A 23,894-nucleotide genomic window follows, 5' to 3' on the forward strand; every position below is an offset into this window, starting at 1 on the left:
GGGGGAAGGGCCTATGGTAAAACTCAACAAGCAATTATTAAAGGGGAACTTTGAATTTCCTGCCGGCTTACAGGTTCAGGAATTCCCCGAGGATTTGCCCGAAAAGGTTATTCAGTTCGGAGAAGGAAACTTCCTAAGGGCTTTCGTGGACTGGATGTTTCACCGGATGAACAAAAACAAGCTGTTTAACGGCCGCGTTGTGGTGGTTCAGCCCATACCCGAAGGCCTCGTGGAAAAACTCAACGAACAGGACGGACTTTACACCCTGATACTGAGAGGGCTCAAAGACGGCGAGCCTACAGAGGTAAAGGAAATAATAAGTTCCGTGAGTCGCGGTATCAATCCTTACACTCAGTGGGATGAATTCTTAAAGTGTGCAGAAAACCCCGATATAGAATTTGTAATATCAAATACTACCGAAGCCGGTATATCGTACGACAAAAACGACAGCCTTGATAAAAAGCCCCCGGTATCTTTTCCTGGAAAACTTGTGGCTTACCTCTATCACAGATTTAAGTACTTTGACGGAGATCCCGCAAGAGGGATGGTCATAATTCCGTGTGAACTTATCGATAGAAACGGCGACAACTTGAAGAGAATTGTCCTCCAGCTTTCCGACGACTGGAATTTGCCCGAGGAATTCAAGACATGGATAAAAGAACACAACACCTTCCTGAATACCCTGGTTGACCGGGTGGTTACCGGATATCCAAAGGATGAAATAACGGGAATTCTGGCAAAATTGGGTTATGAGGACGAACTGGTAGACACCGGGGAACTATTCCACCTCTGGGTTATAGAAGGACCGCAGGAACTTTCCGAAAGACTTCCCTTTACTAAAGTGGGCCTTAATGTAATATGGACCGACGACATGACTCCGTACAGAACCCGCAAGGTCCGGATCTTGAATGGTGCCCACACTTCGTCGGTTCCGGCGGCGTTCCTGTACGGCCTTGAAACCGTAGGCGAAATGATGGAACATAAAGTGATGGGCGAATACGTAAGGCAGATCATATATGACGAAATAATTCCATCCATTGACCTGGATGAAAAAATGCTCACCGAGTTCGCCGATTCGGTGGTGGAGCGATTCCGCAATCCGTTTATAAAACACTATCTCATAAGCATACTTCTCAATTCCTCTTCCAAGTTCAAAACACGAGTCCTGCCCTCTATAATTGAATATCAGAAGCGGTTCGGCAGATTGCCCGAAAAACTCACCTTTTCCATGGCGGCGCTGATAGCGGTATATAAAGACGGCAGGGTAGAGGGAACATCTATGAGAGCCCGGAGGGAAAAGGGTGAATTTATCATGAAGGACGACCTGCCGGTGCTGGAATTCTTCGAAAAGACGTGGGAAAAATACGACGGCAGCCGCGAATCGGCCCATGAAGTGGCAAGGACGGTTCTGAGCAATGCGGATATTTGGGAAGAGGATCTGAACGGGGTGCCGGGTTTAACCGAAAAGGTAGGAGACTATCTATACCAGATAACCTCCCGCGGCATAAAACAAACCGTGGATCGGCTGGTGAAGGGAGGCGTTCAATGAATGCGCGCCTTAATAATCCACGCCAACGACAATGTGGCAGTGGCTCTTGACAATATAAAAAAGGGGGAGACCCTGACTTTTGGGTCTTCCTCCATTATTGCCCTTGAAGATATCGACAAAGGTCATAAGATAGCTTTAAGGGATATAAAGAAAGGTGAGAATGTAATAAAATACGGTTTTCCCATCGGCCACGCCACTTGTGACATAAAGGCCGGAGAATGGGTGCACTCGCACAATTTAAAAACGAATTTAGGTGAAATCCTGGAGTATGAATATCACCCCCAACAGGTGAATTTTAACCCCGTTCAATGCGATAAAACCTTCAATGGATACCGCAGGAAAAGCGGTAGAGTAGGGGTAAGAAACGAGATATGGATTATTCCCACCGTAAGCTGTGTGAACAGGAACGCCGAACTTATTGCCCGGCGGGCGATAGAAGAGTTTAAAGGTGTACACGGTATAGACGGCATATACGAGTTTAAACACCCTTATGGATGTTCGCAGCTTGGTAGCGACCAGCTCAATACCCAGAAAATCCTAGCCGATCTGGTGAATCACCCCAACGCCGGAGGAGTGCTGGTGCTGGGTTTAGGCTGCGAAAATAACAATATAGAAGAGTTTAAAAAGGTACTGGGCGATTACGATCCCGGAAGGGTGAAATTCCTTGTAGCCCAGGAAGTAGAAGATGAAATAGAGGTCGGAGTTAAACTCATAGGAGAACTGGTGGAATATGCTTCTCAATTTAAGAGAGAAGAATGCCCGCTTTCGGAACTGGTGATAGGACTTAAGTGCGGCGGATCCGACGGCTTTTCGGGAATTACAGCCAATCCGCTGGTAGGAGCCTTTTCTGATAAACTCATCGCCTGCGGAGGCAGCACGGTGCTCACCGAGGTGCCGGAGATGTTCGGCGCAGAGACGATTCTCATGAACAGGGCAAAAAATAGAGAAGTCTTTGAAAAGATAGTAAAGCTCATAAATGATTTTAAGGAATACTTTATGGGGTACAACCAGCCCATATACGAAAACCCATCTCCGGGCAACAAAAAGGGAGGCATAACCACCCTTGAGGAGAAATCACTGGGGTGTACCCAGAAGGGCGGTTCCAGCCAGGTAGTGGATGTTCTGGAATACGGAGATACGGTAAAAGAAAAAGGGCTGATTCTCCTGAGCGGTCCCGGCAACGACATGGTGGCGTCCACCGCGCTGGCGGCGGCGGGCTGCCAGATAATTCTGTTTACTACCGGCCGCGGGACACCGCTGGGCACCGCAGTGCCTACTGTGAAAATAGCTACCAACAGCGAGGTTTTTAATAAAAAACCCCACTGGATGGATTTTGATGCGGGGAGACTTCTTTCAGGCGAAACTATGGAAAAGCTGGCGGAAGAACTTTTAGAGTATGTTATAAAAGTGGCCTCGGGAATGCCCACTAAATCGGAAATAATGGGATTCAGGGAAATTGCGATATTTAAAAACGGTGTTACTCTGTAAAATAAAAAGAGGTGATAATTTGAGCAACGGCTGGGAGGAATTTTGTAAAAAAGTTGTTTCGGGCGATTTTACCTTAACAGAATTGAAGAGAGAAGCCGAATTCCACTTTAACACCTATAAGGTTTATCCCGAATCTATTAACGTTTTAGCAGGCTGCACCCTCTTTATGGCCAGGGTGAATGATCAGAAAAAGCTGGTAATTATAAAGGATGAACCTTCCCGGATTTTTGATGATTTTACCGGTGAAAAAATTTTTGCACTAAATGGTAAGGAGATAAAGGTGGCATCACTAAATCATGATAATGCAATAGTTCTTCGAAGGTGGTTCCCCTTTACTGCCCCAGTGACCTTTGGGAAGGAAGGCATGAGCATAGGGCTTGGAGACAGGCTGGGAATAGCATCACCGGGGCATCTGCGTCTCATAAGAAATACGAAGGTAAGACCGGTTTTGGCCCAGCAGTCCGTAAGGGAGCTGAATTTAACCGGCAGGACTTACGAAGACGTACTTGACGCCGCCTCCTGGGCGGTGTTTCAAGAAGGATACCGGTCGGGTTTTTCAGCCGATGGCGATCATTTAAAGACCGAATCCGAGGTAAAAATGGTCTTGGATCTGGGGTTTACCATGATAACTTTGGACTGTTCGGAAAAGATCAACAATACAGCCACTTTTATGCCGAAAGATCAAATTGAAACTGAGTACCAAAAATTGCCCGGAGAATACCGGAAAGCGCTTGAGGTTAGTTACCTCGGGAAGGAATTTTCGTTACGGGATTTAGTAATAACTTTTGATAAAGAATCTCTTCAAAAAATTGCAGTGGTTTACGGCGAAGCGCTAACTTTTATCAAACATATCTATTTAAATGTAATAAGACCCGCCGGTAAAAAAGTGGACTTTGAGGTTTCAATCGATGAAACCATAACTCCTACCACACCACAGGCGCATTTTTTCGTGGCGTCAGAGCTTGAGAAAATGGGAGTGGAGGTCACGAGTCTTGCCCCCAGGTTTTGCGGCGAGTTCCAGAAGGGTATCGACTATATTGGCGACCTGGAGCAATTTGAAAGAGAGTTCAAGATACACGCAGCGATTGCCGATTATTTCGGCTACCGGTTGAGTATACATTCGGGCAGCGACAAGTTCAAGGTTTTTCCCATTATAGGCCGGTATACAGGGGGCAGGGTTCATGTCAAAACCGCAGGAACAAACTGGCTCGAGGCTTTAAAGGTCATTGCCCGGAAAGAACCGGAGCTCTTCAGGGAAATTTATAAATTTGCAGTTAGTCACTTTAACGAAGCTAAAAAATATTATCACGTTACCGCTGATTGGACCACCGTTCCTGATGTGAGTAAAATGACCGATGAAGATCTACCACAGGTTCTAGGCCAGAACGATGTCCGTCAGGTATTGCATATAACTTACGGCTTGATATTGACTTCAAAGGATGAAAAGGGTAAGTATCTTTTTAGAGACGCTATATATAATATATTAAACAGCCATGAAGAGGATTATTATAAAGTATTAGGAGAACATCTGGAGAAACATTTGAGTCTGCTTGGTGCCAGATGAGAGTTAAAATATGAGGTAACAAAACATGAGGAGGAAATCATGCAGGGGGAGAACACCGTCCAGTCTATTGAAAGGGCAATGAGGATATTAGAGGAGCTGGCGGGAGAAAAAGACGGCATTGGCGTTACAGATCTCTCCTGTCGGGTGCAGCTTCATAAGAGTACCGTTCACCGTATTCTAAATACACTGCTGCGGCTGGGATATGTAGAGCAAAACCTATACAGTGAAAAATATCGGCTGGGAACAAAGCTGCTGTACCTGGGAGGGGCCATCCTGGACCGTATGGACATCAGGAGGGAGTCCCACGAGCTATTAAAACAACTTGCCGAAGAAGTAAACGAAACGGTTCACCTGGTAATACCCGATAACGACAAAGCACTGTATGTCGATAAAATTGACAGCAATAGGACAATACGAATGTATTCCCAGATCGGCCGCCGCGCTCCTTTGCATGCATCGGCGGTAGGAAAGGCTATACTGGCCTTTTCTACGCCGGATTATGTGGAAAAGATTATTAACAACGGCCTGGAACGGTATACCAAGAACACTATAGTTGATCCCGATAAACTGATTGAGCATTTAAAAGAAATAAGGGTCCGGGGCTACGCAGTAGACGATGAAGAGAACGAGGAAGGTATCAGATGCGTGGGGGCTCCTGTATTCGATTACACCGGTAAGGTTATTGCCGCCGTAAGCATATCGGGGTCCACTGTAACAATTCCTCCTGAGAGGGTTCCTGAACTGGCATCGAAAGTACTGGACTGCGCCCGGATAATATCCCGGAAGATGGGCTGGAGAGCCGGGGAAATGTGATTCGATATAGAGTTAAAAAAATTAATTATCCCGAAGAAGGATTTTTGCGTTTCCGTGGCGAAATATTTTTTAGCAAGATTATGAAACAGTGTTTCATAATGAGAAACAAGGAGGGCTGTCCGTGGACAGATTCGAGGTAGTGCGAAGAATCATTGACTGCGGCGTGGTAGCCGTCGTCAGAGCCGAGACGCCAGAGCAGGCCTTAAAAATCGCAGAAGCTGTTAAGGCCGGCGGAATCGACGCCATCGAAATAACGATGACCGTGCCGGGAGCGCTGGACGTTATTAAAGAGCTTTCCAGGGCATACTCGAACGGTGAGATCGTCATCGGGGCAGGTACAGTGCTGGATGCCGAAACGGCCAGAGCCGCTATGCTGGCCGGCGCTGAGTTTTTTGTAAGCCCCAGCTTTGATCCGGATATGGTTCGGCTCTGCAACCGTTACCGCAAGGTAACCATGCCGGGGGCTATGTCGGTAAGGGAAATCGTGGAAGTAATGGAATCCGGCGCCGATTTCGTGAAGCTGTTTCCGGGAAGCGCCTTTGGCCCCTCTTTCGTAAAGGCTATACTGGCTCCGCTGCCCCAGGCGCCCTTGGTGCCCACCGGCGGAGTCAGCCTTGAAAATGTAGGCGAGTGGATAAAGGCAGGGTGCCTGGCGGTGGGCGTGGGAGGCGAGCTCACCAAAGGAGCAAAGCGCGGTGACTTTGCTCAGGTTGAGGAGACGGCAAGGAAATTTGTCGAAGCCGTAAGGCAGGCAAGAAATCAAGAGTGAGGAGGCGATATTTATGGCGAACAAAGTAGTCACTTTCGGAGAGATAATGATGCGTCTTACTCCACCGAATTATCTGAGGATAGTGCAGGCCGAATCCTTCGACGTAACCTACGGAGGCGGCGAGGCCAATGTTGCCGTGTCCCTGGCCAACTACGGTGAGGAGGCCTATTTTGTGACAAAGGTGCCCGACAATCCGGTGGGCCAGGCGGCGGTGAATCATCTCAGACGCTACGGGGTGCGGACCGATTATGTGGTCAGGGGTGGAGAACGACTCGGCATATACTTTAATGAAATAGGGGCATCCCAACGTCCGTCGTTGGTGGTTTACGACAGAAAGTACTCGGCCATATCGGGGGCCAAACCCGAAGAATTTGACTGGGAACGGATCCTCATTGGAGCCCGGTGGTTCCACTTTACCGGTATAACGCCGGCCTTAGGGGACAACTTGGCCCAGGCCTGCCTCGACGCGGTGAAAACCGCGAAGAAGCTAGGGGTCACTGTGAGCTGCGACCTGAACTACAGGAAGAAATTATGGTCACCGGAGAAGGCCAGAGAAGTAATGACGGCTTTAATGGAGTATGTGGACGTTGCTATAGGCAACGAAGAAGACGCCGAAAAGGTCTTTGGCATAAAGGCTGCATCTTCCGATGTGACAAAGGGTGTGTTGAACGAAGAAGGGTACCGGGAAGTGGCCAGCCAGCTATTAGAAAAGTTTTCCCTGAAAGGAGTAGCAATAACACTGAGGGAGAGCTTTTCAGCTTTTGATAACGGATGGTCTGGTCTTTATTACGACGGAAAGGAATTTTACAAGTCCAGGAGGTATGAGATCCATATCGTGGACCGGGTAGGGGGTGGCGACGCTTTTGCCGGTGGGCTTATCTACGCCCTCGTGAACGGCTATTCCCCGCAGGACGCGGTGGAATTTGCAGCGGCTGCTTCCTGCCTGAAGCACAGCATAGTAGGCGACTTCAACCACGTGACGCTGAGCGAAGTAAAAAACCTGATGAAGGGCGATGCATCCGGAAGGGTGCAGAGGTGAAAGTTTTCCCCCTGAGTTTTACTGAAAAGCCTGCTTATTGCAGGCGATTTTTTTAAATATCGTTGGAGGAGGAACATATGATGGCTAAGTTCGTGCGTTTTGATTCCGGACGGGGAGCCGCATACGGGGTGCTGGAAGGGGATAAGGTTTTCCCGGTGAGCGGCAGTATATTCGGAAACTGGGAAAAGTCCGATTATGGATATCATGTCGAGGAAGTAAAACTTCTTGCGCCCTGCGAACCCACCAAAGTTGTGTGCGTTGGCACCAATTACCGGGAAGTCATTGAGAAAAAAGGAGAAGCTGCGCCGGAAGAGCCGGTGATATTCTTAAAACCGTCTACTTCGGTTATAGGTCCGGAAGAGGCCATTGTCATACCTCCAGAAGTAAAAGAGCTGAATTTCGAGGTCGAGCTGGTGGTGGTGATAAAAGACAGGGCCAGGTGTGTCTCGCCGGAAGAAGCGAGAGACTACATACTCGGATACACCTGCGGCAACGATGTCACGGCGAAAGATTTCATGGAAAAGGGAAAGCCCTGGACCAGGGCTAAGGGTTACGATACCTTCATGCCAGTGGGCCCCTGTATAGCCACCGGTATCGACGGGGACAACCTGGCTATAAGGATGTACCATAACGGAAAGCTGGTACAGGACAGCAACACTTCCGACATGATATTCGGCGTCGCAAAAATCGTGTCCTTTGTATCGCATATAATGACCCTGAATCCGGGGGACCTGATCAGCACCGGCACTCCGCCGGGAAAGGGTGTCCTCAATCCCGGCGATATTGTGGAAGCTGAAATCGAGGGAATAGGCAGGTTGAAGAATTATGTAAAATGAACGGGGTATCCTTATGCTTTGGGGGATGCCCCTTTTTTAAAATTAAATTTCTTTTTATTTCGCACGTATTACTCTTCCTTCTTTCAGCCCTGGCAGTTGGGGATTGAGTATGACCAGGTCTCCTTTTTTCAATCCAGTTTCTATGACCACATGGCTGTCATTTTCAAAACCAGTTTTTACCGGACGAACTTTCGCCCTTCCGCTCTCCACCACCCATACGGCGTCACCATTTTCGTAGGGGAACAGTGCGGTTTTAGGCACGGCCAGCACGCCTTCCCTTTTATCCGTGGTAAATTCCACATCAAGCACGGTGCCCGGGATTAATTGCAGGTTTTCGGCAACCAGGGGTTTTACGGTAACCTTGACACGCTGTTCTTCGAGGCCCAGGGCTGATATCTTTTCCACGGCGGTGGGAGCGATCTTTTCTACAGCTCCATCGAAAATGAGATTTTCGCCCTTTCTTTCATGAATCAATTTCACCTTCATCCCTTCTGCGATATCCAGCGCCGAGTCAGCCGGGACGAAAACCTCCACGAGGTATTCGCCCCTTTGAAAAATTTTCATCAGTCTGGAGCCGGGATTCACAACATCGCCCTGTCTGACGGTAAGGTCTGCCACGATTCCGTCTACGGGTGAAGTAATCCTGCACCTTTCAATCCTGTACTTGAGCAGGTCGATCTGGGATTGTAAAGCTTCGGCTCGCCCAGCATAATACTGGAGGGATTCGCCGGTGGGATTGCGGGATTCATAAAGGAGCTTTAAAGCTTCCTGCTGCCGCTGGAGGTTGAGTTTCGCCTTTTCCAGCATATTTCTGGCATCTTCATATTCCTTCAAGGTGACAGCGCCTTCGCTGTACAGTTTTTCCATTCTATTGAAATCTTCCTCAAAAGCTTTCAGGTCATGCTGGGCCTGCTCGACCAGCAATTCCTGACTTTTTATTTCCGACTCCAGGGGTTTCTGGAAAGCTCTGGCCTCTTCGCCCCGGAGGCTTTTTAATTGAGCCTGCAATTGCTTTAATTGAAACTCCAGTTCTTTTGAGTTCAGGACGGCCAGTATATCCCCTGCTTTTACCTGCTGGCCTTCTTCTACAGCCAGATCAACTATTTCGCCCGCTTGAAGGCTGTATACGGAATACTCCGCTGCAGGAATTACTTTGCCCTCTTCCTTAAAAGTTCTAGTTAAGGTCGCCGGCTGGACTTCCATGACTTTGGCTTCGAGGCCCCGGCTGTTTTGGTAGAAAACTAATCCGGCGATGGTGATGAATACTATTGAAGCTATTATCATCTTTATTTTTTTCTTCACGGTCCTCACCGCTTTCCTTTCATCTATTTATTCCCTTGCTTTAAGGACTTCCACCGGATTCAAACTCCTGACCTTCCGCGCCGCAGCTTTCTGGGCAATCCATATTGAAAACGCGGTAACTGCAAAGGAAAGAATAAGTGAAGAGAATGTCAGGCTATCCGGCATGGTAAACATATCACTGCTCACAACCCGCGACAGGCCGGCCATCATTAACTTTGAGGCCGGTATACCCGCTATCAGGGCCGGCAATCCAATGCACCATTGCTCGAAGGTTACCACCGACACCACTTCCTCCTGCGTCATGCCGAGTACCATCATTGATGCCAATTCCCGGCTCCGCTCCGACATCGAAATAACCGAGGAGCTGTAAATGATGGCAAAACCAATTAATACTCCGATAAGGGCGTATATATAAAGCATGCTGCCGTAAGAGGCCATCATTTCTTTGAATCTGTTGAGCCTCTGGCTCCGTTCGTCGATGGAACTTATGTACTCGCTACTCATATATTTCTGCCGGAGGGGATCGATCGCCTCTTGATCGACCCTCAGCATGATCGATGTGACCAGACCCTTATGGTTTAAAAATTCCTGCAGAGCTCCTAATTCCATATAAGCGTTTACTCCCACATACTGGGGGATTATTCCGACAACCTCCAGGACACCCTCCTTTTCGCCGGTTTTCATCGGGCTTTCCACCGTCAGCTTTGTACCTACTCCTGCGTTCAGCAGTTCTGACAGCCTTTCCGAAAGCAGAATGCCGTTTTTTGGGGGTGCGATTTTATTATATTTTTTGTCCAGTATGTTATAAAGCCGTCCATCGCGGGGGAGTCCCAGCACCACCGTATCTTTCTTCAGCCAACGGTTTTTTAAAGTGACAGGGACCTCGGCCATGGGCTCCGCATAGCTCACTCCGGGATGGGCTTCAAGTTCCCGGAGCGCTTTTTTCTGATCAAGAGGCCTAGCCAGGGTAATCTTTACATCATAGACCTCCACTTTTTCATACTGGTCGAAAAGCATCTTCTGTGTCACATCGTTCGCCGACCATGTGAAGGTCGTGATGGTAAAGCAGAACAGGATGCCAAGAAATATAAAGAGGCTGCGCCCCGTGTTCCGGGAGAGATTCCGGACGGCCATCATGCCCTGGACGTTGAGGGTCTTCCATAGGAAGCCTATCTTTTCCAAAAATATTCTCCTGCCCCGGATGGGAGCCGGAGGCCGTATGGCTTCGGCGGGTTCCAGGGCAAGAACCTTCTTGCAACCTTGATAACCTGCGATCAGAGAAAAGGAAAGGGAAAGTAAAACACCCAACAGGATCAGAGACGGTGAGAATCTCCCTCTAAAACCGGGCAGGTTAAAGAATTCCTGGTACATCGATGTCAGAGGATAAGAAAGAACAGCGCCGAGTATACTGCCGGTAAGGCCTCCTGTAAGGCCGATCGTCAGCGCGTAGGACATGTAGTGAAATAGGATTTCTCCGGAAGTAAAACCCTCCGCCTTCAAAATGCCTATCTGCCCCCTTTGCAGTTCTATCAGCCTCTTAAGGGTAATATATAAAATCATCCCTGCGACGGAGAGGAACATTACGGGCATAGCCTTCGATATGGATTCCAAACTTTTCAGTTCCAGGTCCAGAAGCATATGGCTCATCTGTTCCGCGCGGGGTATTATGCTTTTCACGCCGTAGGGCTTCAGGCTGTTTTCCAGTTCTTCTTTGACTTTTTCATAGTCGGCTCCCGGTTTTAAGGTGAATACCAGTTCATTGAAATATTTTTCATCGGGAAACAGCTTTTCAATTGCTTTTATGGGAATAAAAGCGATACCAAAGGTTTCCGGGGAAGGATATACGTCCTCTGGAGTGCGGAGGGTGTATACGAATTCCGGGCTGTTCCCGACGCCGGTTACGGTGAGCGTTCTCACCTTGCCGCCCGCAATTATTTCAATTTTGCTATTCAGGTCGAGATTGTTGGCTTCGGAGAACTTATTGTCTATCCATACGTTCATGGAATCATCATCGAGGGGCCTGCCTCGGATGAGGAGCACCCCGTTTACCGGGTTTGCCATGCCGGGGTCGACGGAAACCAGGCGCAGGTAAACGTTCTCTCTGGTTCCCGGCTTCAGGACAATTACTTCCTTCACCAGGCGGCCCTGGATTTCCTTTATGCCATCGATGCGTTCCAGATTTTTTACTTCGTTCTGGGGTATGGCCTGCACTTTTATAAAGCCGTCGGCAAAATTCTGCTCTTCATAAAACTTCTGCTGAGAAGCCCGCAAACTTCCCACCACCGTGGAAAACGCCGTAAAAACCAGCAGCCCCATAACTATGACCACGGTGCAGGCAATGTACGAACCTTTATTCTCTTTCAAATCCCTTATCATCTTTTGCCACAGCATCACCAGGTCACCTTTTCCGGCGGCAGCGGATTTTCGTTCTCCACGATTCTGTCAAGCCTTCCATCTTTTAGGTAAAACACCCGGTGGGCCATCTGCGCTATGGCCGTGTTGTGGGTGATTATAATCACCGTTTTGGAATACGTATCGCAAAAATCCTTAAGTAGTTTGAGAACCTGAATGCTTGTTTTATAGTCCAGGGCTCCGGTGGGTTCGTCGCACAGCAGCATCCGCGGGTTCTTGACCATGGCTCGAGCTATGGCTACCCGCTGCTGCTCTCCCCCGGATAACTGGGAGGGAAAATGGTCTGCCCGGTCTGTTAGTCCCACCTTATTCAGCATCTCCTCGGCGGAAAGGGGGTTTTGGGCAATCTGTACCGAAAGAAGGACATTCTCTAAAGCAGTCAGGTTGGGCAGCAGGTTGTAAAATTGAAAAACAAATCCCACCTCGTTTCGGCGGTACAAAGTCAATTGCTTTGCATTGGCGCTGTGGAGAGGTGTGCCCATGTAATACAGTTCGCCACCGCTTGGCTTATCCATTCCCCCCATTATATTGAGCAGGGTGCTCTTACCGGATCCGCTGGGCCCGAGGACCACTACCAGTTCCCCTTCCATAACTTCAAAGCTGACTCCCCTCAAAGCTTCAACTGTAACTTCTCCCATTTTGTATACCTTGCTCAAATTTCTGGCCACTATTATGGTATTCAAACGACACCCCTCCTTCCTCTCGTTTTAGGGCGAGGTCGTCAATATTAAAATGATCAAAATGTTATGATATTTTCATTATAGTCGAGTTAAAAGAAAAGTGCAAACGAAAATAGCTATAATGCAAAAACAAAAATAAATCTACCTGGAGAAAAGAAGGACATTACCCTTGTTTTATAGAATATTGCACTGATGGTGTGCACTTTTGTATCCTGTATGGGCCAATGATCAGATTTGAGAAAATGGGAGGGCATTGAAATGCAGATTTATTCATTCAAAGAACTTGCGGAGCCCGCGAAAAAGCAACTTTATAATCATGTAATAAAAAGCGGCCGGAACCATTACATAGAAACATATGAAGAAATGCTTCAAAATTACGGCGGCGTTCTTTTTAATTTCGGTGAAAGCCATTTCTCCCTCTGGGAAGGTAGTAAAATTATCGGAGCTATGGGTTGTATAACCAGAGAAGTTGCTCATAGTGGAGAAGCTTTTATAACCGGCATAAATATAGACTATACAGGAATGTATGCTGATTGCTTTAAAATACTCGTAGAAAAATGCGAGCGTTACTGTATTTCAAAAAGGGCTAAAAAGATCACACTGGGCATAACTCCGGACCAGGAGTTTTTAAGGCCGTATATTGAATCCTTCGGGTACGGGCAGACCCACAGATTCCTCGTTATGAAATACTGCGGTTACCCGGATGTCTCGACACAAAACGATATTTCCGGGGAAATATTTTTTGAAACACTGTCGAATGAAAACAAAGGCCGGTTCCGGGAAATTCACAATGAGGCTTTTCGCGGTTCTCCCAACAATGCAGTTCTTACCTGGGAAGATATGAATCAGATGGTCGAAGCCAGTAAGGGCTGTCCCGGATTAAAAGGACTTTGCTTTTACAAAGGCAGGCCGGCCGGAATTTATGACTTAAAACTGAAGAATGAAATTGGATGGATTGATACCATAGGTGTCCACCCGGATTTTCAGGGTCTGGGAATAGGTAAGGCTCTCCTCAAGAAAAGCGTTGACATCCTTCGCGCCGCCGGTGCCGGAGAAATAAGGCTTTTTGTAATAGACATCAACCATAGGGCTTATAGACTATATAAAAAATTCGGATTTAAAGACGAAGGTGTGAGATCGCTGTGGTTTCAGAAGATTCCTTCATAAAAAAGCAAGAGGGCTGCTGAAATTTTTTCAGCAGCCCTCTTGCCGTTATCTAAATATTCTGCGTCTCCTGCGCAGCAGTTCAAATATTAAAAGGGCGAATATAAGCGATCTAAACGGCCTCCTGCGGCCAAACTGCTGAGTCTCGACTTCGGCTGAATACCATGACGGGGACCAACAGGACATGACCTCGTCAGCCCAGCGCTCCAGCATTTCACGGGTGGGGCAGGGGTATCTCCAGGGATCGTCGTACCTGTCGCATACCATGCGCACGTGAGGCATAATTTCCATGCACAATGGATCGAACATCGACATCATTTCCGCTTCGATCATGTCGTAGGTATAGTGGCCGTGTTTATGATCGTAGTAATCGGCGCAGTCTTTGTAGTCGTGGCAGTCTTTGTAATCGGTCATCTATTAAAACCTCCTTTCTTTCTTTTAAGTCTAATATAATTATATTAACTTTTACCTCGAGAAGTTCCGTCGAGTTCGGACCAGGATAGTTCACCCAAGGTGTTCACAGCAAAAAAAATACCCCGTTACGGGGTGCCTCATTTTTATAAGATCCATCAATGGCTGAGGCTCAACCCTTTTTCCTGGCGGTCAGAAAGTATTCGCCTGCATGACCTCCATGGGGCTGGTAGTCGAAACCGTGATTTCTTAACTCATCTACTATTCGGTCAGCCTGGTGAGCGTCAGCGGCTTCAATGCGAATAATAACCTCTTCCCCGGGATTTACGGACTTTAATCTACGCCTAAAAGCATTTATGTCGTAATCGTTGATCTCCTGCCCCAGGTTAATGTAAATTTCCGCCATAATAACCCTCCTCATCTATTATATAAAATAGTATACCCGCATTCCCGGGGCTAAACCCGTCCCACATTATGCCATTCACGGGAGATCCCTTTGTCACCCGGCTGCCAGTTGGCTGGTGCGCCAAGACCGGTTTTTTCCGTAAACTGCAGGGCCTGGAAGATCCGGATCAATTCGTATATGTTCCTGCCGACCGGTCCCGGATAGACTGAGTAGTACTCGATGATCCCCGAGGGATTTATTATAAATGTAGCCCTGGGAGCCGTACCCTCCATTACATCAAGTACCCCGTACATCCTGCTTATTTTGTGGTTTCGATCGGATATAAGAGGGTACTGTACCTTCCGGGCCGAAGGTGAAATCTCAGCGAAAACTTTGTGGGCGTAAATGCTGTCGGTACTGATGGCCAGCACTTCGACGCCCAGGCGCCTGAATTGGTCGTAAGAAGCGGCCACGGCCGCAAGTTCTGTAGGTCACACGAAGGTGAAGTCCGAAGAGTAAAAGAAAAGCATTACCCACTGGCCTCTGTAGTCGGAAAGTCTTACCGTAATACGATTCCCCCTGCAGTAAGCCTGGGCCTCAAAATCAGGGGCCGGATCTCCCCGCTGCAGGCAGTGCTTCGAGGTGTATAGGGCACTTTCCATTATCTCACTCCTCTCTCATTCTTAATAATATGATTTCAAGAGAGGCTGGGTGATAGACCGACAAGACAAAGCCCCGGTTGCCTCAAAGGCTTAAACCGGGGCTTTATTTTTTACTCTTCAAAATCGATCCGCAGCGAATTTTCCCAGAGGCCGTGGATGTTGCAGTAGCTCAGAGCCATCAATGTGCCTGGTTTTTCGAGAACCACGCTGGTATGCACGCAGGGGTTACACTTGGCTGAACCTTTATTAGGCCCTTCCACGGATTCGGCGTGGGCTTCAAACTGGTAAGTCCCCAGATGAATCGTGAATTTTTCTCCGTCGGGCTGATAAAAGAGTTTTATCCACCTGATGTGGTGTTCCGTTGTGTTCGGGTGGGGAATTTCCTTGCCTACGCAGAGGTGGACGTCAACGGGTTGGCCTTTCTTTACAGGTTCATTAACCTCTATGACGGGGACGTGCTTTTCTTTCTTCCAGTCGTCTTTCTGAAGATGATTGGCTAAGGACTCCATATATGTTCCCCCTTTTATTAATAATAATACTTATTACTAATAATATATTCTCCAAATTGGTCTGAATTCCTGCCTGGAATGTTGTAAAATTATTTTATTATTATAATAGTCTTTGTGATTTAGTAAAATATATGCCAATACTTAAATACAAGGGTTTTATTTTTATGGAAATTAAAACTCTGGATGGGTTGCCCTAAATGCCGGACCCTGGAAAATATGACCAGAAAGGTGCCGGAATGGGGTTATTGAGATAATTCGCTGCCTCCGTGTTGAAACAAAAGCAAGGAAAATATAGAAAAGCATAGAATATATTAAAAAACAGTATAGGACAGCTGTAAGGGCAGACCGGTGCGCATTTATCGGTGATTTACCGGATTCCTTTTATTGGCTTTTCCATTTTTTTAAGAAAGTAAAAAACGACATATTTCGAGATTTATCAACAATTTTACCCCGCAAAATGGGAATTAAATAAAAAAATAGAGGAAATTAGAAAAAAATATCGAATAAGAATACAGGACATGAGTTTATTAATGAGGGAGTATTTATGGACAAAAGCTTAAGGAAGCCGGTTGCAGTAATGGTCGCATTGGCGATTCCCGTTCTTGTTTTCGCCCTGCTCGCCCTGGCGATGGGTGCGGACGTAAGAGCGATTCTGGTACCTTTCTTGCTTGCAATGATTTTAACTGGCTTTTTAAGCTTCGGGGGATACAGAGTTTTTATAAGACCTCTGAACGTGCTTGCCGAATCGGTGCGGCAGTTCATTAACGGCGTTACGACGAGTTTATCTAAACTGAGTAAAAGTACGGGCTTTTTTGGTTTTATTTACGGACCCGTCCACGACTCCTTGGTACATATAAACCTAGTTTACATCATAAACGGTACACCGGGGCAAAATTACGCATACAGGCAGTGGTTCCAGGAGGCGATGAAGGGCAATGTATACGTTTCCAAGCCCTACGTCTCCACCACCGGAGAGCTGTGCATGGCGGTTTCAGTTCCTGTAAAAAGCGAGAAGGGTCAAGTGATCGGCGTGCTTGCCGCCGACATCAATTTAAGCTTATAAAAAGGGGAGATTTCTGTGGTTACAAGAGAACAGCTGGCGAGGCTCATAGACCATACGCTACTGAAGCCCACGGCGACGCTGGAGGACATCGACAGGCTCTGCGGAGAAGCAAAGGATTACGGTTTTTACCTGGTCTGCGTGAACCCGTGCTACGTCGGTTATGCAGTCGAGAGGCTGGAGGGAAGTGATGTAAAGGTCGGGGCGACGGTGGGATTTCCGCTGGGAGCGGCGTTGCCTGAGGTCAAGGCCTACGAGGCCCGAAAAGCCGTGGAATCCGGTGCGTCGGAAGTAGACATGGTTATGAACATAGGCTTTTTGAAGAGCGGGGACTATTATGCAGTAAGAGAAGATATCGAAGGTGTGGTCAGGGCGGTAAAGGAAGTCAATCCCGAAGCCATAGTAAAAGTTATTCTCGAAATGTGCTATTTGACAGAGAGCGAAAAGGTTACGGCCCTAAAACTCTGCCAGGAGGCAAAAGCCGATTTTGTGAAGACATCCACTGGATTCGGCTCCGGCGGTGCGACGGTCGAGGACGTCCGGCTCATGGCAAAAATGGTTGGAGATACTATGGGAGTAAAGGCCTCCGGGGGGATAAGGGACCTGAAAACCGCCCTCCAGATGATCGAAGCCGGTGCTAACAGGATAGGCACCAGCTCCGGAGTGGCCATTATAGAAGAGCTAAAGTAAAAAGGCTTCAAGCGCCCGGTATAAACGGGCGCTTTAATCATTGGGGGAGTGCTGTGTTAGCCTGTTCGATTTGCGCCAGCACATCCCCGCACCTGGTTATCGAGTCGAATATCTTACCTATCGCCTGGCTCTGAAGGAGTGCACTCTGAGCCTGGGCCATAGCCGAGATGGCTTGCTGCATTGCCTGAACCACCTGCATATCGGTAGCCACCTGCTGCTCGTGACACTGTTTTTCCATCTGCTCAAGGGTCTGCCTGTACTGTTTTGCATTGACCTGCAGATTGGAAAACCCCATCCGGGCCGCCTGCTGTAGCTGCTGGGCAGCGTTAAATATGCTTTCCAGGCGCCGGGAATCCATGATATTCGTAGAAGCCTGGTTCAAGGTACTCTGTATCTGCTGTTCCGTGGTCATATGTTGCTCCCTGGCCAGGTCGCATATACACTGGATATCCTGGGCAAACTGCTTATGCTGGTTGTTCTGATAAGTATCGGGCTGCAGCCGCTGTTCATTGAATACCTGATTGATTCTTTGAGCCGTTTCAGTTTCCAGCCTTTTATCGACTTCTGTCATAAACGTTCTTCCCTTATCGTCAGGCATAATTTTCCTCCCCCTGCTGGAATGCGAGTTAATTGCAAGTTTATTTTTTCCTTTTTTGGCCGAAGTGATGCGGCGTATAGCCGGCGAAAAGAAGGAAACAATAAGAGTGGTAAAAAATCAGGAGGAGGGAATTGGATATATGGCTAAAACTGTAATTGGAGTGTTCGAAAACCGTGAACAGGCGGAAAAAGCGGTAAATGAAATGAGGGATTCGGGTTTTGATACCAATGAAATATCCATCGTCGCAAAAGGCGGGCAGAGGGGCGAAAGAAACGGCGATAACGGAGCCATGGGTATGGACACCGTCGCCGACGGAACCACCACCGGAGGCGTTCTGGGCGGTCTGGCCGGGCTGGCGGTCGGTGCGGGAGCACTGGCAATTCCCGGCCTCGGCCCGATCATAGCTGCCGGACCGATAGCCGGACTCCTTTCCGGCGCCGCCACGGGAGGTATTGCCGGCGGTCTGATCGACTGGGGCATTCCCGAAGAGAGAGGACGCTACTACGAAGAAGAGGTGAAGAGGGGTAAGATCCTGGCCGCCGTGAGGACCCACGACCAGAAGGTGGAAAGAGCAGCCGATGTCATGAGGCGAAACGGCGCCAGAGACGTAGAAACCCACTGACACAGTCTACGGGGAAGAATGATAAAAGAATTCTTCCCCGTGTTTTCTTAGTATGATATAATTAAATCAGTAATGTTGTACAACATTTTTCTACCGGCCGATTTCAAAAAAGTATACAATAAATGTAAATTTACAAAAAAGGTAAGATTAATGTTTTTGTCGAATATATTATAATATCCAGGATTTTTAAGGGCTTTGGGGGGCTCGAATTATGCAGATGAATTACAGTCTCACCCTTTCGCAGACCCAGAAACTGCTGATGACCCCGGAACTGAGACAAGCCATAACCATTCTGCAGCTGTCCAGCGTGGAATTGTACGAATATATTGAACAGGAACTTTTGAACAACCCGCTGCTGGACAAAGAAGAAGATGACTATTCGGGCGAAGAAATGAAGGTTGAGACCAGGGAAAAGGACAAGGATACTCTCGACTGGGAGGAGTATCTGCAAGAGTGCTTCGATCTGGATTTTTTAAGGTATCCCAGAGAGGTAAGGGAAGAGGAGAGCAGCTTTGAGAACTTCGTTTCGGCCGCGCCTACGCTACAGGAGCACCTGGTGATGCAGCTGCGCCTGGCACCGGTATCGAAGAAGGCTTTCAAAATAGGGGAGTTCCTGATCGGTAATCTGGATAAAAACGGTTATCTGGCGGTTGGGGTGGACGAAGCGGCAAAAATCCTAAAGGTTTCCGAAAAAGAGGTCGAAGAAGTCCTCAAAGTCATTCAGTCCTTCGATCCCCCCGGGATTGGAGCGAGAGATCTCAAGGAATGCCTTTTAATCCAGGTCGAACAAAAGGGTATAGAACACCCGAAGCTGCGAGCCCTCATAGAGAACCACCTTAAGGACCTGGCGGAGGCGAAATATACAAAAATAGCCGAGAAACTGAATATATCGCTGTCGAGGGTGCAGGAACTCAAGGACATCGTGCTCACTCTGGACCCGAAACCGGCCAGGAATTTCTCTTCGGTGAACGAAACCCAATATATCATCCCGGATGCGGTTATCGAAAGAGTGGGCAGCGAGTACGTGATTATAATGAACGATTCGGTAGCGCCCAGGCTTTCAATCAACTCCTATTACAGGTCTTTGCTGCTGTCAGAGGACAAGGAATCTCTCGCTTCCAAGTTCCTGACCCGCAAGCTGGAATCGGCCCTCTGGCTCATAAAGAGCATAGAGCAGCGGCGAATAACCCTGTACAAAGTTATAAGAGCTATAATCGATGTACAAAGGGAGTTTCTCGATTACGGCATTTCGGGCCTGAAACCCCTCACGTTGAAGCAGATCGCTGATAAAATCGGAGTCCATGAGTCTACGGTCAGCAGGGCGATAAACGGCAAGTACGTCCAGACGCCCCGCGGAGTGTTCGAGCTGAAATTCTTCTTTAAAAACGGGCTTGAAAATGTCAACGGATCGACCACGTCCTCAGAAACCATCAAAAAGATGATGAAAGAAATGATATCCCGGGAAGATCCTTATAACCCCCTCAGCGACCAGAAGATCTCTGACGACCTGAAGAAAAAGGGAATAATCATCTCGAGGAGAACGGTGGCCAAGTACAGGGAGGAACTGGGAATACCCTCTTCCGCCAAGAGAAAAAGGTATTAAAATTTACCGCCAAAGGCAGGAATTTGACGGGATTTGTGGTATAATATAAATAAGGATCTCTAGTCATTTCTGTTTTTTTTTAGTTGAATCGGGACAAAAAAAATAACATAGGGACAAAATTAGTCCCGGGGAGGTGACCGCATAAAATCTCCCGGCATTGAATCAAATGTAGCTTAGCTGCAGAAACTTAAATTGTGGTGTTTAAAATGCCGCTCTAAAGAGCCGCTAGAAGCGGCAGGCCCGATGGCGGGGAGAGTCTCTTCCTGCCGTAGAATAGATTTCATAAAAAAATACATAGAGGAGGAGAAGAACCATGCGCATTAAAGTAGGTATCAACGGTTTCGGGAGGATAGGCAGGAATTCCTTCAAGGCTGCCCTGAAAAACCACCCGGAGATAGACATCGTGGCGATCAACGATCTCACCGACGCTGAAACCCTAGCCCACCTTTTGAAGTACGACTCTGTCTTCGGCAGGTTTGAAGGAGAGGTTGTTACTAAAGAGAACGCTATAGTGGTAAACGGCAAGGAAATCAAAGTATTCGCCGAAAAAGATCCGGCAAATCTCCCGTGGAAGGATCTGGGAGTCGACATCGTGGTGGAATCCTCCGGCGTTTTCACTTCCAAGGATAAGGCCGTAAAGCATATTGAATCTGGAGGAGCCAAAAAGGTTATTATATCGGCCCCGGCCAAGGGTGAAGATATAACCATAGTCATGGGAGTCAACCACGACAAATACAACCCGGCGGAACATCACGTGATTTCCAACGCTTCCTGCACCACCAACTGCCTTGCTCCCGTGGCCAAAGTGTTGATGGACAATTTTGGAATTAAGAAGGGATTGATGAACACCATCCACTCCTACACCAATGACCAGAGAATTCTCGACCTGCCCCACAAGGACCTGAGAAGGGCCAGGGCGGCGGCCCTCAACATTATACCCACCACCACCGGCGCCGCAAAAGCGGTGGCTCTGGTTATCCCAGAACTGGCCGGCAAGCTCAACGGTTTTGCCCTCAGGGTTCCCACGCCCACCGTATCGGTAGTCGACTTTACGGCTGTGCTTGAAAAGAGTGTGACCGCCGAAGAAGTGAACCAGGCGCTGAAGGCGGCGGCGGAAGGCCCCATGAAGGGAATTCTAGGGTACACCGAAGAGCCCCTGGTTTCTATGGACTTCAAAGGTTCCGAGCTCTCCTCGATAGTAGACGGCCTTTCCACCATGGTCATCGGCGACGACTTGGTGAAGGTGGTGGCCTGGTATGACAACGAATGGGGATATTCCTGCCGAGTGATGGATCTGGTAAAATATATAGCAGAAAAGGGACTTTAAAGCAAAATAGCCCATTTCCGGGCTATTTTGCTGAAAAGGAGACATCCCATGGAAGAGATTGCGGGTATTTTAAAAAAGATTGTGCCCGAAATGGCGCAGATCGTTGAACAGAGATTTGACATTCTGCGAAATATATATTACAACCAGCCCATAGGCCGCAGGGCCCTATCTGCGGTGCTCTCCCTGCCGGAAAGGCCCCTCAGGACCGAAGTAAAACGCCTGGAGGAGCTGGGGCTTCTGGAGATTGACCCTAAGGGCATGAGGGTGTCTCGTGAGGGAGAGCAGGTAATCGCCCGGCTGGAAAATTTCGTGTATTTCCTGAGGGGCCTAAGTTTTATAGCCGAAAGAATAAAGGAAAAATTTGACTGCGAGGACGTGCTTATTATTCCCGGAGATTCCGACAGGGACGAGACCGTTAAGAAGCAGCTGGGCAGGGAAGCCGCCGCTTATTTGAGGTCGTGCCTGAAGAGCGGCGACGTCATCGCCGTGACCGGCGGAACTACTATGGCTCAGGTTCCTAAGGGGATGCCCCACCTCACAGGATATGAGGACGTGATGGTGGTACCGGCCAGGGGAGGTTTGGGCGAGAGGGTGGAACTGCAGGCCAACACCATAGCGGCGGAACTTGCCGGCAGGCTGGGAGCCCAGTACAGGTTGCTGTACGTGCCCGATAATCTGGGGCCGGAGGCAATGGAGTCCATTGTTAACGAGCCGGGGATAAGAGAGGTCATCTCACTCATACGCAGGGCCGACATAGTGGTTCACGGCATAGGGGGTGCGGAGGAAATGGCCCGCCGGCGGGGCCTTTCCGAAGACGTAATCCGGCAGATACTGAAAAACGGCGCGGTGGCCGAGGCTTTCGGCTTTTACTTCGACCGTGAAGGCCGGATAGTATACACTACCACCAGCGTGGGCCTCAGTGTAAAGGACCTGAAGAACATCCGGAAGGTGATCGCGATAGCCGGGGGCAGCGGCAAGGCTCCGGCCATACGGGCTTTTTTAAAATACCACCGGCCCACGGTTCTCATAACCGATGAGGGTGCCGCAAGAAAACTTCTCGAGATAGAGGGAGGCGAGATGCATGAATAAGAAGACCGTAGAGGATTTTGACGTGATGGGCAAGAGAGTGCTGGTCCGGGTGGATTTCAATGTCCCTATGGACGACCAGGGCAATATAACCGATGATACCCGCATAAGGGCGGCCCTACCCACCATAGAATACCTCGTAAACCGCAAAGCCAAAGTAATCCTGGCCTCTCACCTGGGAAGGCCTAAGGGTAAGTTCAATCCAAAGTACAGCCTTGCCCCGGTGGCCAGGAGGCTCTCCGAGTTGCTAGGGAGAGAGGTAATTATGGCGGAAGACTGCATAGGGGAAAAAGTGGAAAAGGCTGCAGCCTTAATGAAACCCGGGGATGTGATGCTGCTGGAAAACGTCCGTTTCTATGCAGAGGAAGAGGCCAACGACAGGGGATTCGCCGAAAAGCTCGCAAGGCTGGCTGACATCTACATAAACGACGCCTTCGGCACCGCCCACAGGGCCCATGCCTCCACAGCGGGAGTAGCGGAATTTTTGCCCGCCGGTGCGGGGTTCCTTATGAAGAAGGAAATCGAGACCATGGGCAGGGCTCTGGAAAACCCCGAGAGGCCCTTTGCAGCCATCCTCGGAGGGGCCAAGGTGAGCGATAAAATAGGGGTAATCAAAAACTTGCTGGGCAAAGTGGACTACCTGCTGATAGGCGGCGGCATGGCCTTTACCTTCCTGAAGAGCATGGGGTATAATATCGGTAGGTCCCTTCTTGAGGAGGACAAGGTAGAACTGGCCGCATCCCTTCTTGAAGAAGCACGTAAAAAGGGCGTGAAAGTGCTGCTGCCCGAAGACGTGGTGGTTGCTCCGGAGATCAAAGAAGGGGTTGGGTACAGGACGGTGCCGGTCAGCGAAATACCCGGTGACATGATAGGCGTAGATATTGGAGAAGTCACCCGCGACAGATTCGCCGGGGTCATAAAGAAGGCCAGGACGGTGGTGTGGAACGGTCCGATGGGGGTGTTTGAAATAAGGGCTTTCGCTGAAGGCACTCTGGCTGTAGCCCGCGCCATGGCGGAGTCCGGTGCGGTAACCATAGTGGGCGGCGGTGATTCGGCGGCCGCGGTGGAACAGTTGGGCTTCGCCAATGCCATGACCCATATTTCCACCGGCGGTGGCGCTTCCCTGGAATTCCTGGAAGGCAGGGAACTGCCGGGCGTAGCGGTTTTAAATGACAAGTAGTGGCATCTGTGCCGCGTCCCGCTCTCAGCGCATCCTGCGCTTCGGCCCGGCTTCACTTGTTCTCGCCAAGAGCGGCGACGGCCTCACTAAACGGTGCCTTTGGCTCTTACACTGTTATAAAGGATAATTTGGCAGTGAAATGGTT

General features: G+C 48.8%; 23 protein-coding genes. 15 read left to right on the top strand and 8 right to left on the bottom strand.

What is annotated here, in order from left to right:
* The first annotated feature begins 13 nt into the window (after positions 1–13).
* From LZ11_RS07790 to LZ11_RS07820, 7 genes are all read left to right on the top strand, one after another.
* Positions 14–1,549 (top strand): tagaturonate reductase, encoded by a 1,536-nt coding sequence (locus LZ11_RS07790; RefSeq protein WP_148867341.1) that lies wholly within the window; start codon positions 14–16, stop codon positions 1,547–1,549.
* On the top strand, positions 1,550–3,037 hold the full coding sequence (locus LZ11_RS07795) for a UxaA family hydrolase (protein WP_148867342.1): 1,488 nt from the start codon (positions 1,550–1,552) through the stop codon (positions 3,035–3,037).
* Between the two features lie 19 nt (positions 3,038–3,056).
* Entirely contained in the window at positions 3,057–4,601 is a 1,545-nt protein-coding gene (locus LZ11_RS07800; protein ID WP_148867343.1) for a tagaturonate epimerase family protein, read from the top strand.
* Between the two features lie 39 nt (positions 4,602–4,640).
* Positions 4,641–5,414, top strand: a complete 774-nt coding sequence (locus tag LZ11_RS07805; RefSeq protein ID WP_148867344.1) for an IclR family transcriptional regulator — start codon at positions 4,641–4,643, stop codon at positions 5,412–5,414.
* Between the two features lie 121 nt (positions 5,415–5,535).
* Entirely contained in the window at positions 5,536–6,183 is a 648-nt protein-coding gene (locus LZ11_RS07810) for a bifunctional 2-keto-4-hydroxyglutarate aldolase/2-keto-3-deoxy-6-phosphogluconate aldolase (protein WP_148867345.1), read from the top strand.
* 13 nt (positions 6,184–6,196) lie between these two features.
* Positions 6,197–7,222 (top strand): sugar kinase, encoded by a 1,026-nt coding sequence (locus LZ11_RS07815; RefSeq protein ID WP_148867346.1) that lies wholly within the window; start codon positions 6,197–6,199, stop codon positions 7,220–7,222.
* Between the two features lie 80 nt (positions 7,223–7,302).
* Positions 7,303–8,058 (top strand): fumarylacetoacetate hydrolase family protein, encoded by a 756-nt coding sequence (locus tag LZ11_RS07820; protein WP_148867379.1) that lies wholly within the window; start codon positions 7,303–7,305, stop codon positions 8,056–8,058.
* A gap of 54 nt (positions 8,059–8,112) precedes the next feature.
* On the opposite strand, the gene LZ11_RS07825 is transcribed toward LZ11_RS07820, so the two are convergent.
* The 3 genes from LZ11_RS07825 to LZ11_RS07835 are packed head-to-tail and all read right to left on the bottom strand — an operon-like array spanning position 8,113 to position 12,455.
* Positions 8,113–9,360 carry an efflux RND transporter periplasmic adaptor subunit gene (locus LZ11_RS07825; RefSeq protein ID WP_148867347.1) on the bottom strand — a complete coding sequence of 416 codons (1,248 nt, stop codon included), beginning with the start codon at positions 9,358–9,360 and terminating at the stop codon, positions 8,113–8,115.
* Positions 9,361–9,387: 27 nt separating this feature from the next.
* Positions 9,388–11,751, bottom strand: a complete 2,364-nt coding sequence (locus LZ11_RS07830; protein ID WP_148867348.1) for an ABC transporter permease — start codon at positions 11,749–11,751, stop codon at positions 9,388–9,390.
* The gene (locus LZ11_RS07835) at positions 11,751–12,455 is read right to left on the bottom strand and encodes an ABC transporter ATP-binding protein (RefSeq protein ID WP_148867349.1); all 705 of its coding nucleotides are present in this window, start codon (positions 12,453–12,455) and stop codon (positions 11,751–11,753) included. The genes LZ11_RS07830 and LZ11_RS07835 overlap by 1 nt, the downstream gene beginning before the upstream one ends.
* A 255-nt stretch (positions 12,456–12,710) precedes the next feature.
* Between LZ11_RS07835 and LZ11_RS07840 the strand changes: the two genes are divergently transcribed.
* On the top strand, positions 12,711–13,619 hold the full coding sequence (locus LZ11_RS07840; RefSeq protein WP_148867350.1) for a GNAT family N-acetyltransferase: 909 nt from the start codon (positions 12,711–12,713) through the stop codon (positions 13,617–13,619).
* 45 nt (positions 13,620–13,664) lie between these two features.
* Here the strand turns inward: LZ11_RS07840 and LZ11_RS07845 are convergent, their stop codons facing one another.
* From LZ11_RS07845 to LZ11_RS07860, 4 genes are all read right to left on the bottom strand, one after another.
* Positions 13,665–14,030 (bottom strand): hypothetical protein, encoded by a 366-nt coding sequence (locus tag LZ11_RS07845; RefSeq protein ID WP_148867351.1) that lies wholly within the window; start codon positions 14,028–14,030, stop codon positions 13,665–13,667.
* Between the two features lie 169 nt (positions 14,031–14,199).
* Entirely contained in the window at positions 14,200–14,433 is a 234-nt protein-coding gene (locus LZ11_RS07850; RefSeq protein ID WP_148867352.1) for a hypothetical protein, read from the bottom strand.
* A 50-nt stretch (positions 14,434–14,483) separates the two neighbouring features.
* Entirely contained in the window at positions 14,484–15,074 is a 591-nt protein-coding gene (locus tag LZ11_RS07855; protein ID WP_148867353.1) for a peroxiredoxin, read from the bottom strand.
* Between the two features lie 110 nt (positions 15,075–15,184).
* Positions 15,185–15,583, bottom strand: a complete 399-nt coding sequence (locus LZ11_RS07860; protein ID WP_148867354.1) for a class II SORL domain-containing protein — start codon at positions 15,581–15,583, stop codon at positions 15,185–15,187.
* Between the two features lie 544 nt (positions 15,584–16,127).
* On the opposite strand from LZ11_RS07860, the gene LZ11_RS07865 reads away from it, so the two are divergent.
* Positions 16,128–16,646: a PDC sensor domain-containing protein gene (locus LZ11_RS07865; RefSeq protein WP_148867355.1), complete on the top strand. Its 519-nt coding sequence runs from the start codon at positions 16,128–16,130 to the stop codon at positions 16,644–16,646.
* Between the two features lie 15 nt (positions 16,647–16,661).
* Entirely contained in the window at positions 16,662–17,333 is a 672-nt protein-coding gene (deoC, locus tag LZ11_RS07870; RefSeq protein ID WP_148867356.1) for a deoxyribose-phosphate aldolase, read from the top strand.
* A 37-nt stretch (positions 17,334–17,370) separates the two neighbouring features.
* Here the strand turns inward: deoC and LZ11_RS07875 are convergent, their stop codons facing one another.
* Positions 17,371–17,931, bottom strand: coding sequence for an exonuclease SbcC (locus LZ11_RS07875; RefSeq protein WP_148867357.1), 561 nt, complete (start codon positions 17,929–17,931; stop codon positions 17,371–17,373).
* Positions 17,932–18,070: 139 nt separating this feature from the next.
* Between LZ11_RS07875 and LZ11_RS07880 the strand changes: the two genes are divergently transcribed.
* The 5 genes from LZ11_RS07880 to LZ11_RS07900 all read left to right on the top strand — a co-directional run bounded on the left by LZ11_RS07880 (position 18,071) and on the right by LZ11_RS07900 (position 23,749).
* Complete coding sequence (locus tag LZ11_RS07880) at positions 18,071–18,553, top strand: general stress protein (protein ID WP_148867358.1); 483 nt, start codon at positions 18,071–18,073, stop codon at positions 18,551–18,553.
* Between the two features lie 211 nt (positions 18,554–18,764).
* Positions 18,765–20,156 carry an RNA polymerase factor sigma-54 gene (rpoN, locus tag LZ11_RS07885; protein WP_148867359.1) on the top strand — a complete coding sequence of 464 codons (1,392 nt, stop codon included), beginning with the start codon at positions 18,765–18,767 and terminating at the stop codon, positions 20,154–20,156.
* Positions 20,157–20,469: 313 nt separating this feature from the next.
* The gene (gene gap, locus LZ11_RS07890) at positions 20,470–21,483 is read left to right on the top strand and encodes a type I glyceraldehyde-3-phosphate dehydrogenase (RefSeq protein WP_148867360.1); all 1,014 of its coding nucleotides are present in this window, start codon (positions 20,470–20,472) and stop codon (positions 21,481–21,483) included.
* Positions 21,484–21,531: 48 nt separating this feature from the next.
* The gene (locus LZ11_RS07895; RefSeq protein ID WP_148867361.1) at positions 21,532–22,572 is read left to right on the top strand and encodes a sugar-binding transcriptional regulator; all 1,041 of its coding nucleotides are present in this window, start codon (positions 21,532–21,534) and stop codon (positions 22,570–22,572) included.
* A complete protein-coding gene (locus tag LZ11_RS07900) occupies positions 22,565–23,749 on the top strand; it encodes a phosphoglycerate kinase (protein WP_148867362.1) in 1,185 nt (394 codons plus the stop codon). The genes LZ11_RS07895 and LZ11_RS07900 overlap by 8 nt, the downstream gene beginning before the upstream one ends.
* Positions 23,750–23,894 lie beyond the last annotated feature (145 nt).

Source organism: Thermosediminibacter litoriperuensis (assembly GCF_008124715.1).
In the GTDB taxonomy this organism is placed as follows: domain Bacteria; phylum Bacillota; class Thermosediminibacteria; order Thermosediminibacterales; family Thermosediminibacteraceae; genus Thermosediminibacter; species Thermosediminibacter litoriperuensis.

Bases quoted from the DNA above. Each gene is read 5' to 3' on its own strand.
- LZ11_RS07790 (WP_148867341.1), top strand. From the start codon at position 14: ATGGTAAAACTCAACAAGCAATTATTAAAGGGGAACTTTGAATTTCCT.
- LZ11_RS07795 (WP_148867342.1), top strand. From the start codon at position 1,550: ATGCGCGCCTTAATAATCCACGCCAACGACAATGTGGCAGTGGCTCTT.
- LZ11_RS07805 (WP_148867344.1), top strand. From the start codon at position 4,641: ATGCAGGGGGAGAACACCGTCCAGTCTATTGAAAGGGCAATGAGGATA.
- LZ11_RS07815 (WP_148867346.1), top strand. From the start codon at position 6,197: ATGGCGAACAAAGTAGTCACTTTCGGAGAGATAATGATGCGTCTTACT.
- LZ11_RS07820 (WP_148867379.1), top strand. From the start codon at position 7,303: ATGGCTAAGTTCGTGCGTTTTGATTCCGGACGGGGAGCCGCATACGGG.
- LZ11_RS07830 (WP_148867348.1), bottom strand. From the start codon at position 11,751: ATGCTGTGGCAAAAGATGATAAGGGATTTGAAAGAGAATAAAGGTTCG.
- LZ11_RS07840 (WP_148867350.1), top strand. From the start codon at position 12,711: ATGCAGATTTATTCATTCAAAGAACTTGCGGAGCCCGCGAAAAAGCAA.
- LZ11_RS07845 (WP_148867351.1), bottom strand. From the start codon at position 14,030: ATGACCGATTACAAAGACTGCCACGACTACAAAGACTGCGCCGATTAC.
- LZ11_RS07850 (WP_148867352.1), bottom strand. From the start codon at position 14,433: ATGGCGGAAATTTACATTAACCTGGGGCAGGAGATCAACGATTACGAC.
- LZ11_RS07860 (WP_148867354.1), bottom strand. From the start codon at position 15,583: ATGGAGTCCTTAGCCAATCATCTTCAGAAAGACGACTGGAAGAAAGAA.
- LZ11_RS07865 (WP_148867355.1), top strand. From the start codon at position 16,128: ATGGACAAAAGCTTAAGGAAGCCGGTTGCAGTAATGGTCGCATTGGCG.
- LZ11_RS07875 (WP_148867357.1), bottom strand. From the start codon at position 17,931: ATGCCTGACGATAAGGGAAGAACGTTTATGACAGAAGTCGATAAAAGG.
- LZ11_RS07880 (WP_148867358.1), top strand. From the start codon at position 18,071: ATGGCTAAAACTGTAATTGGAGTGTTCGAAAACCGTGAACAGGCGGAA.
- rpoN (WP_148867359.1), top strand. From the start codon at position 18,765: ATGCAGATGAATTACAGTCTCACCCTTTCGCAGACCCAGAAACTGCTG.
- gap (WP_148867360.1), top strand. From the start codon at position 20,470: ATGCGCATTAAAGTAGGTATCAACGGTTTCGGGAGGATAGGCAGGAAT.
- LZ11_RS07895 (WP_148867361.1), top strand. From the start codon at position 21,532: ATGGAAGAGATTGCGGGTATTTTAAAAAAGATTGTGCCCGAAATGGCG.
- LZ11_RS07900 (WP_148867362.1), top strand. From the start codon at position 22,565: ATGAATAAGAAGACCGTAGAGGATTTTGACGTGATGGGCAAGAGAGTG.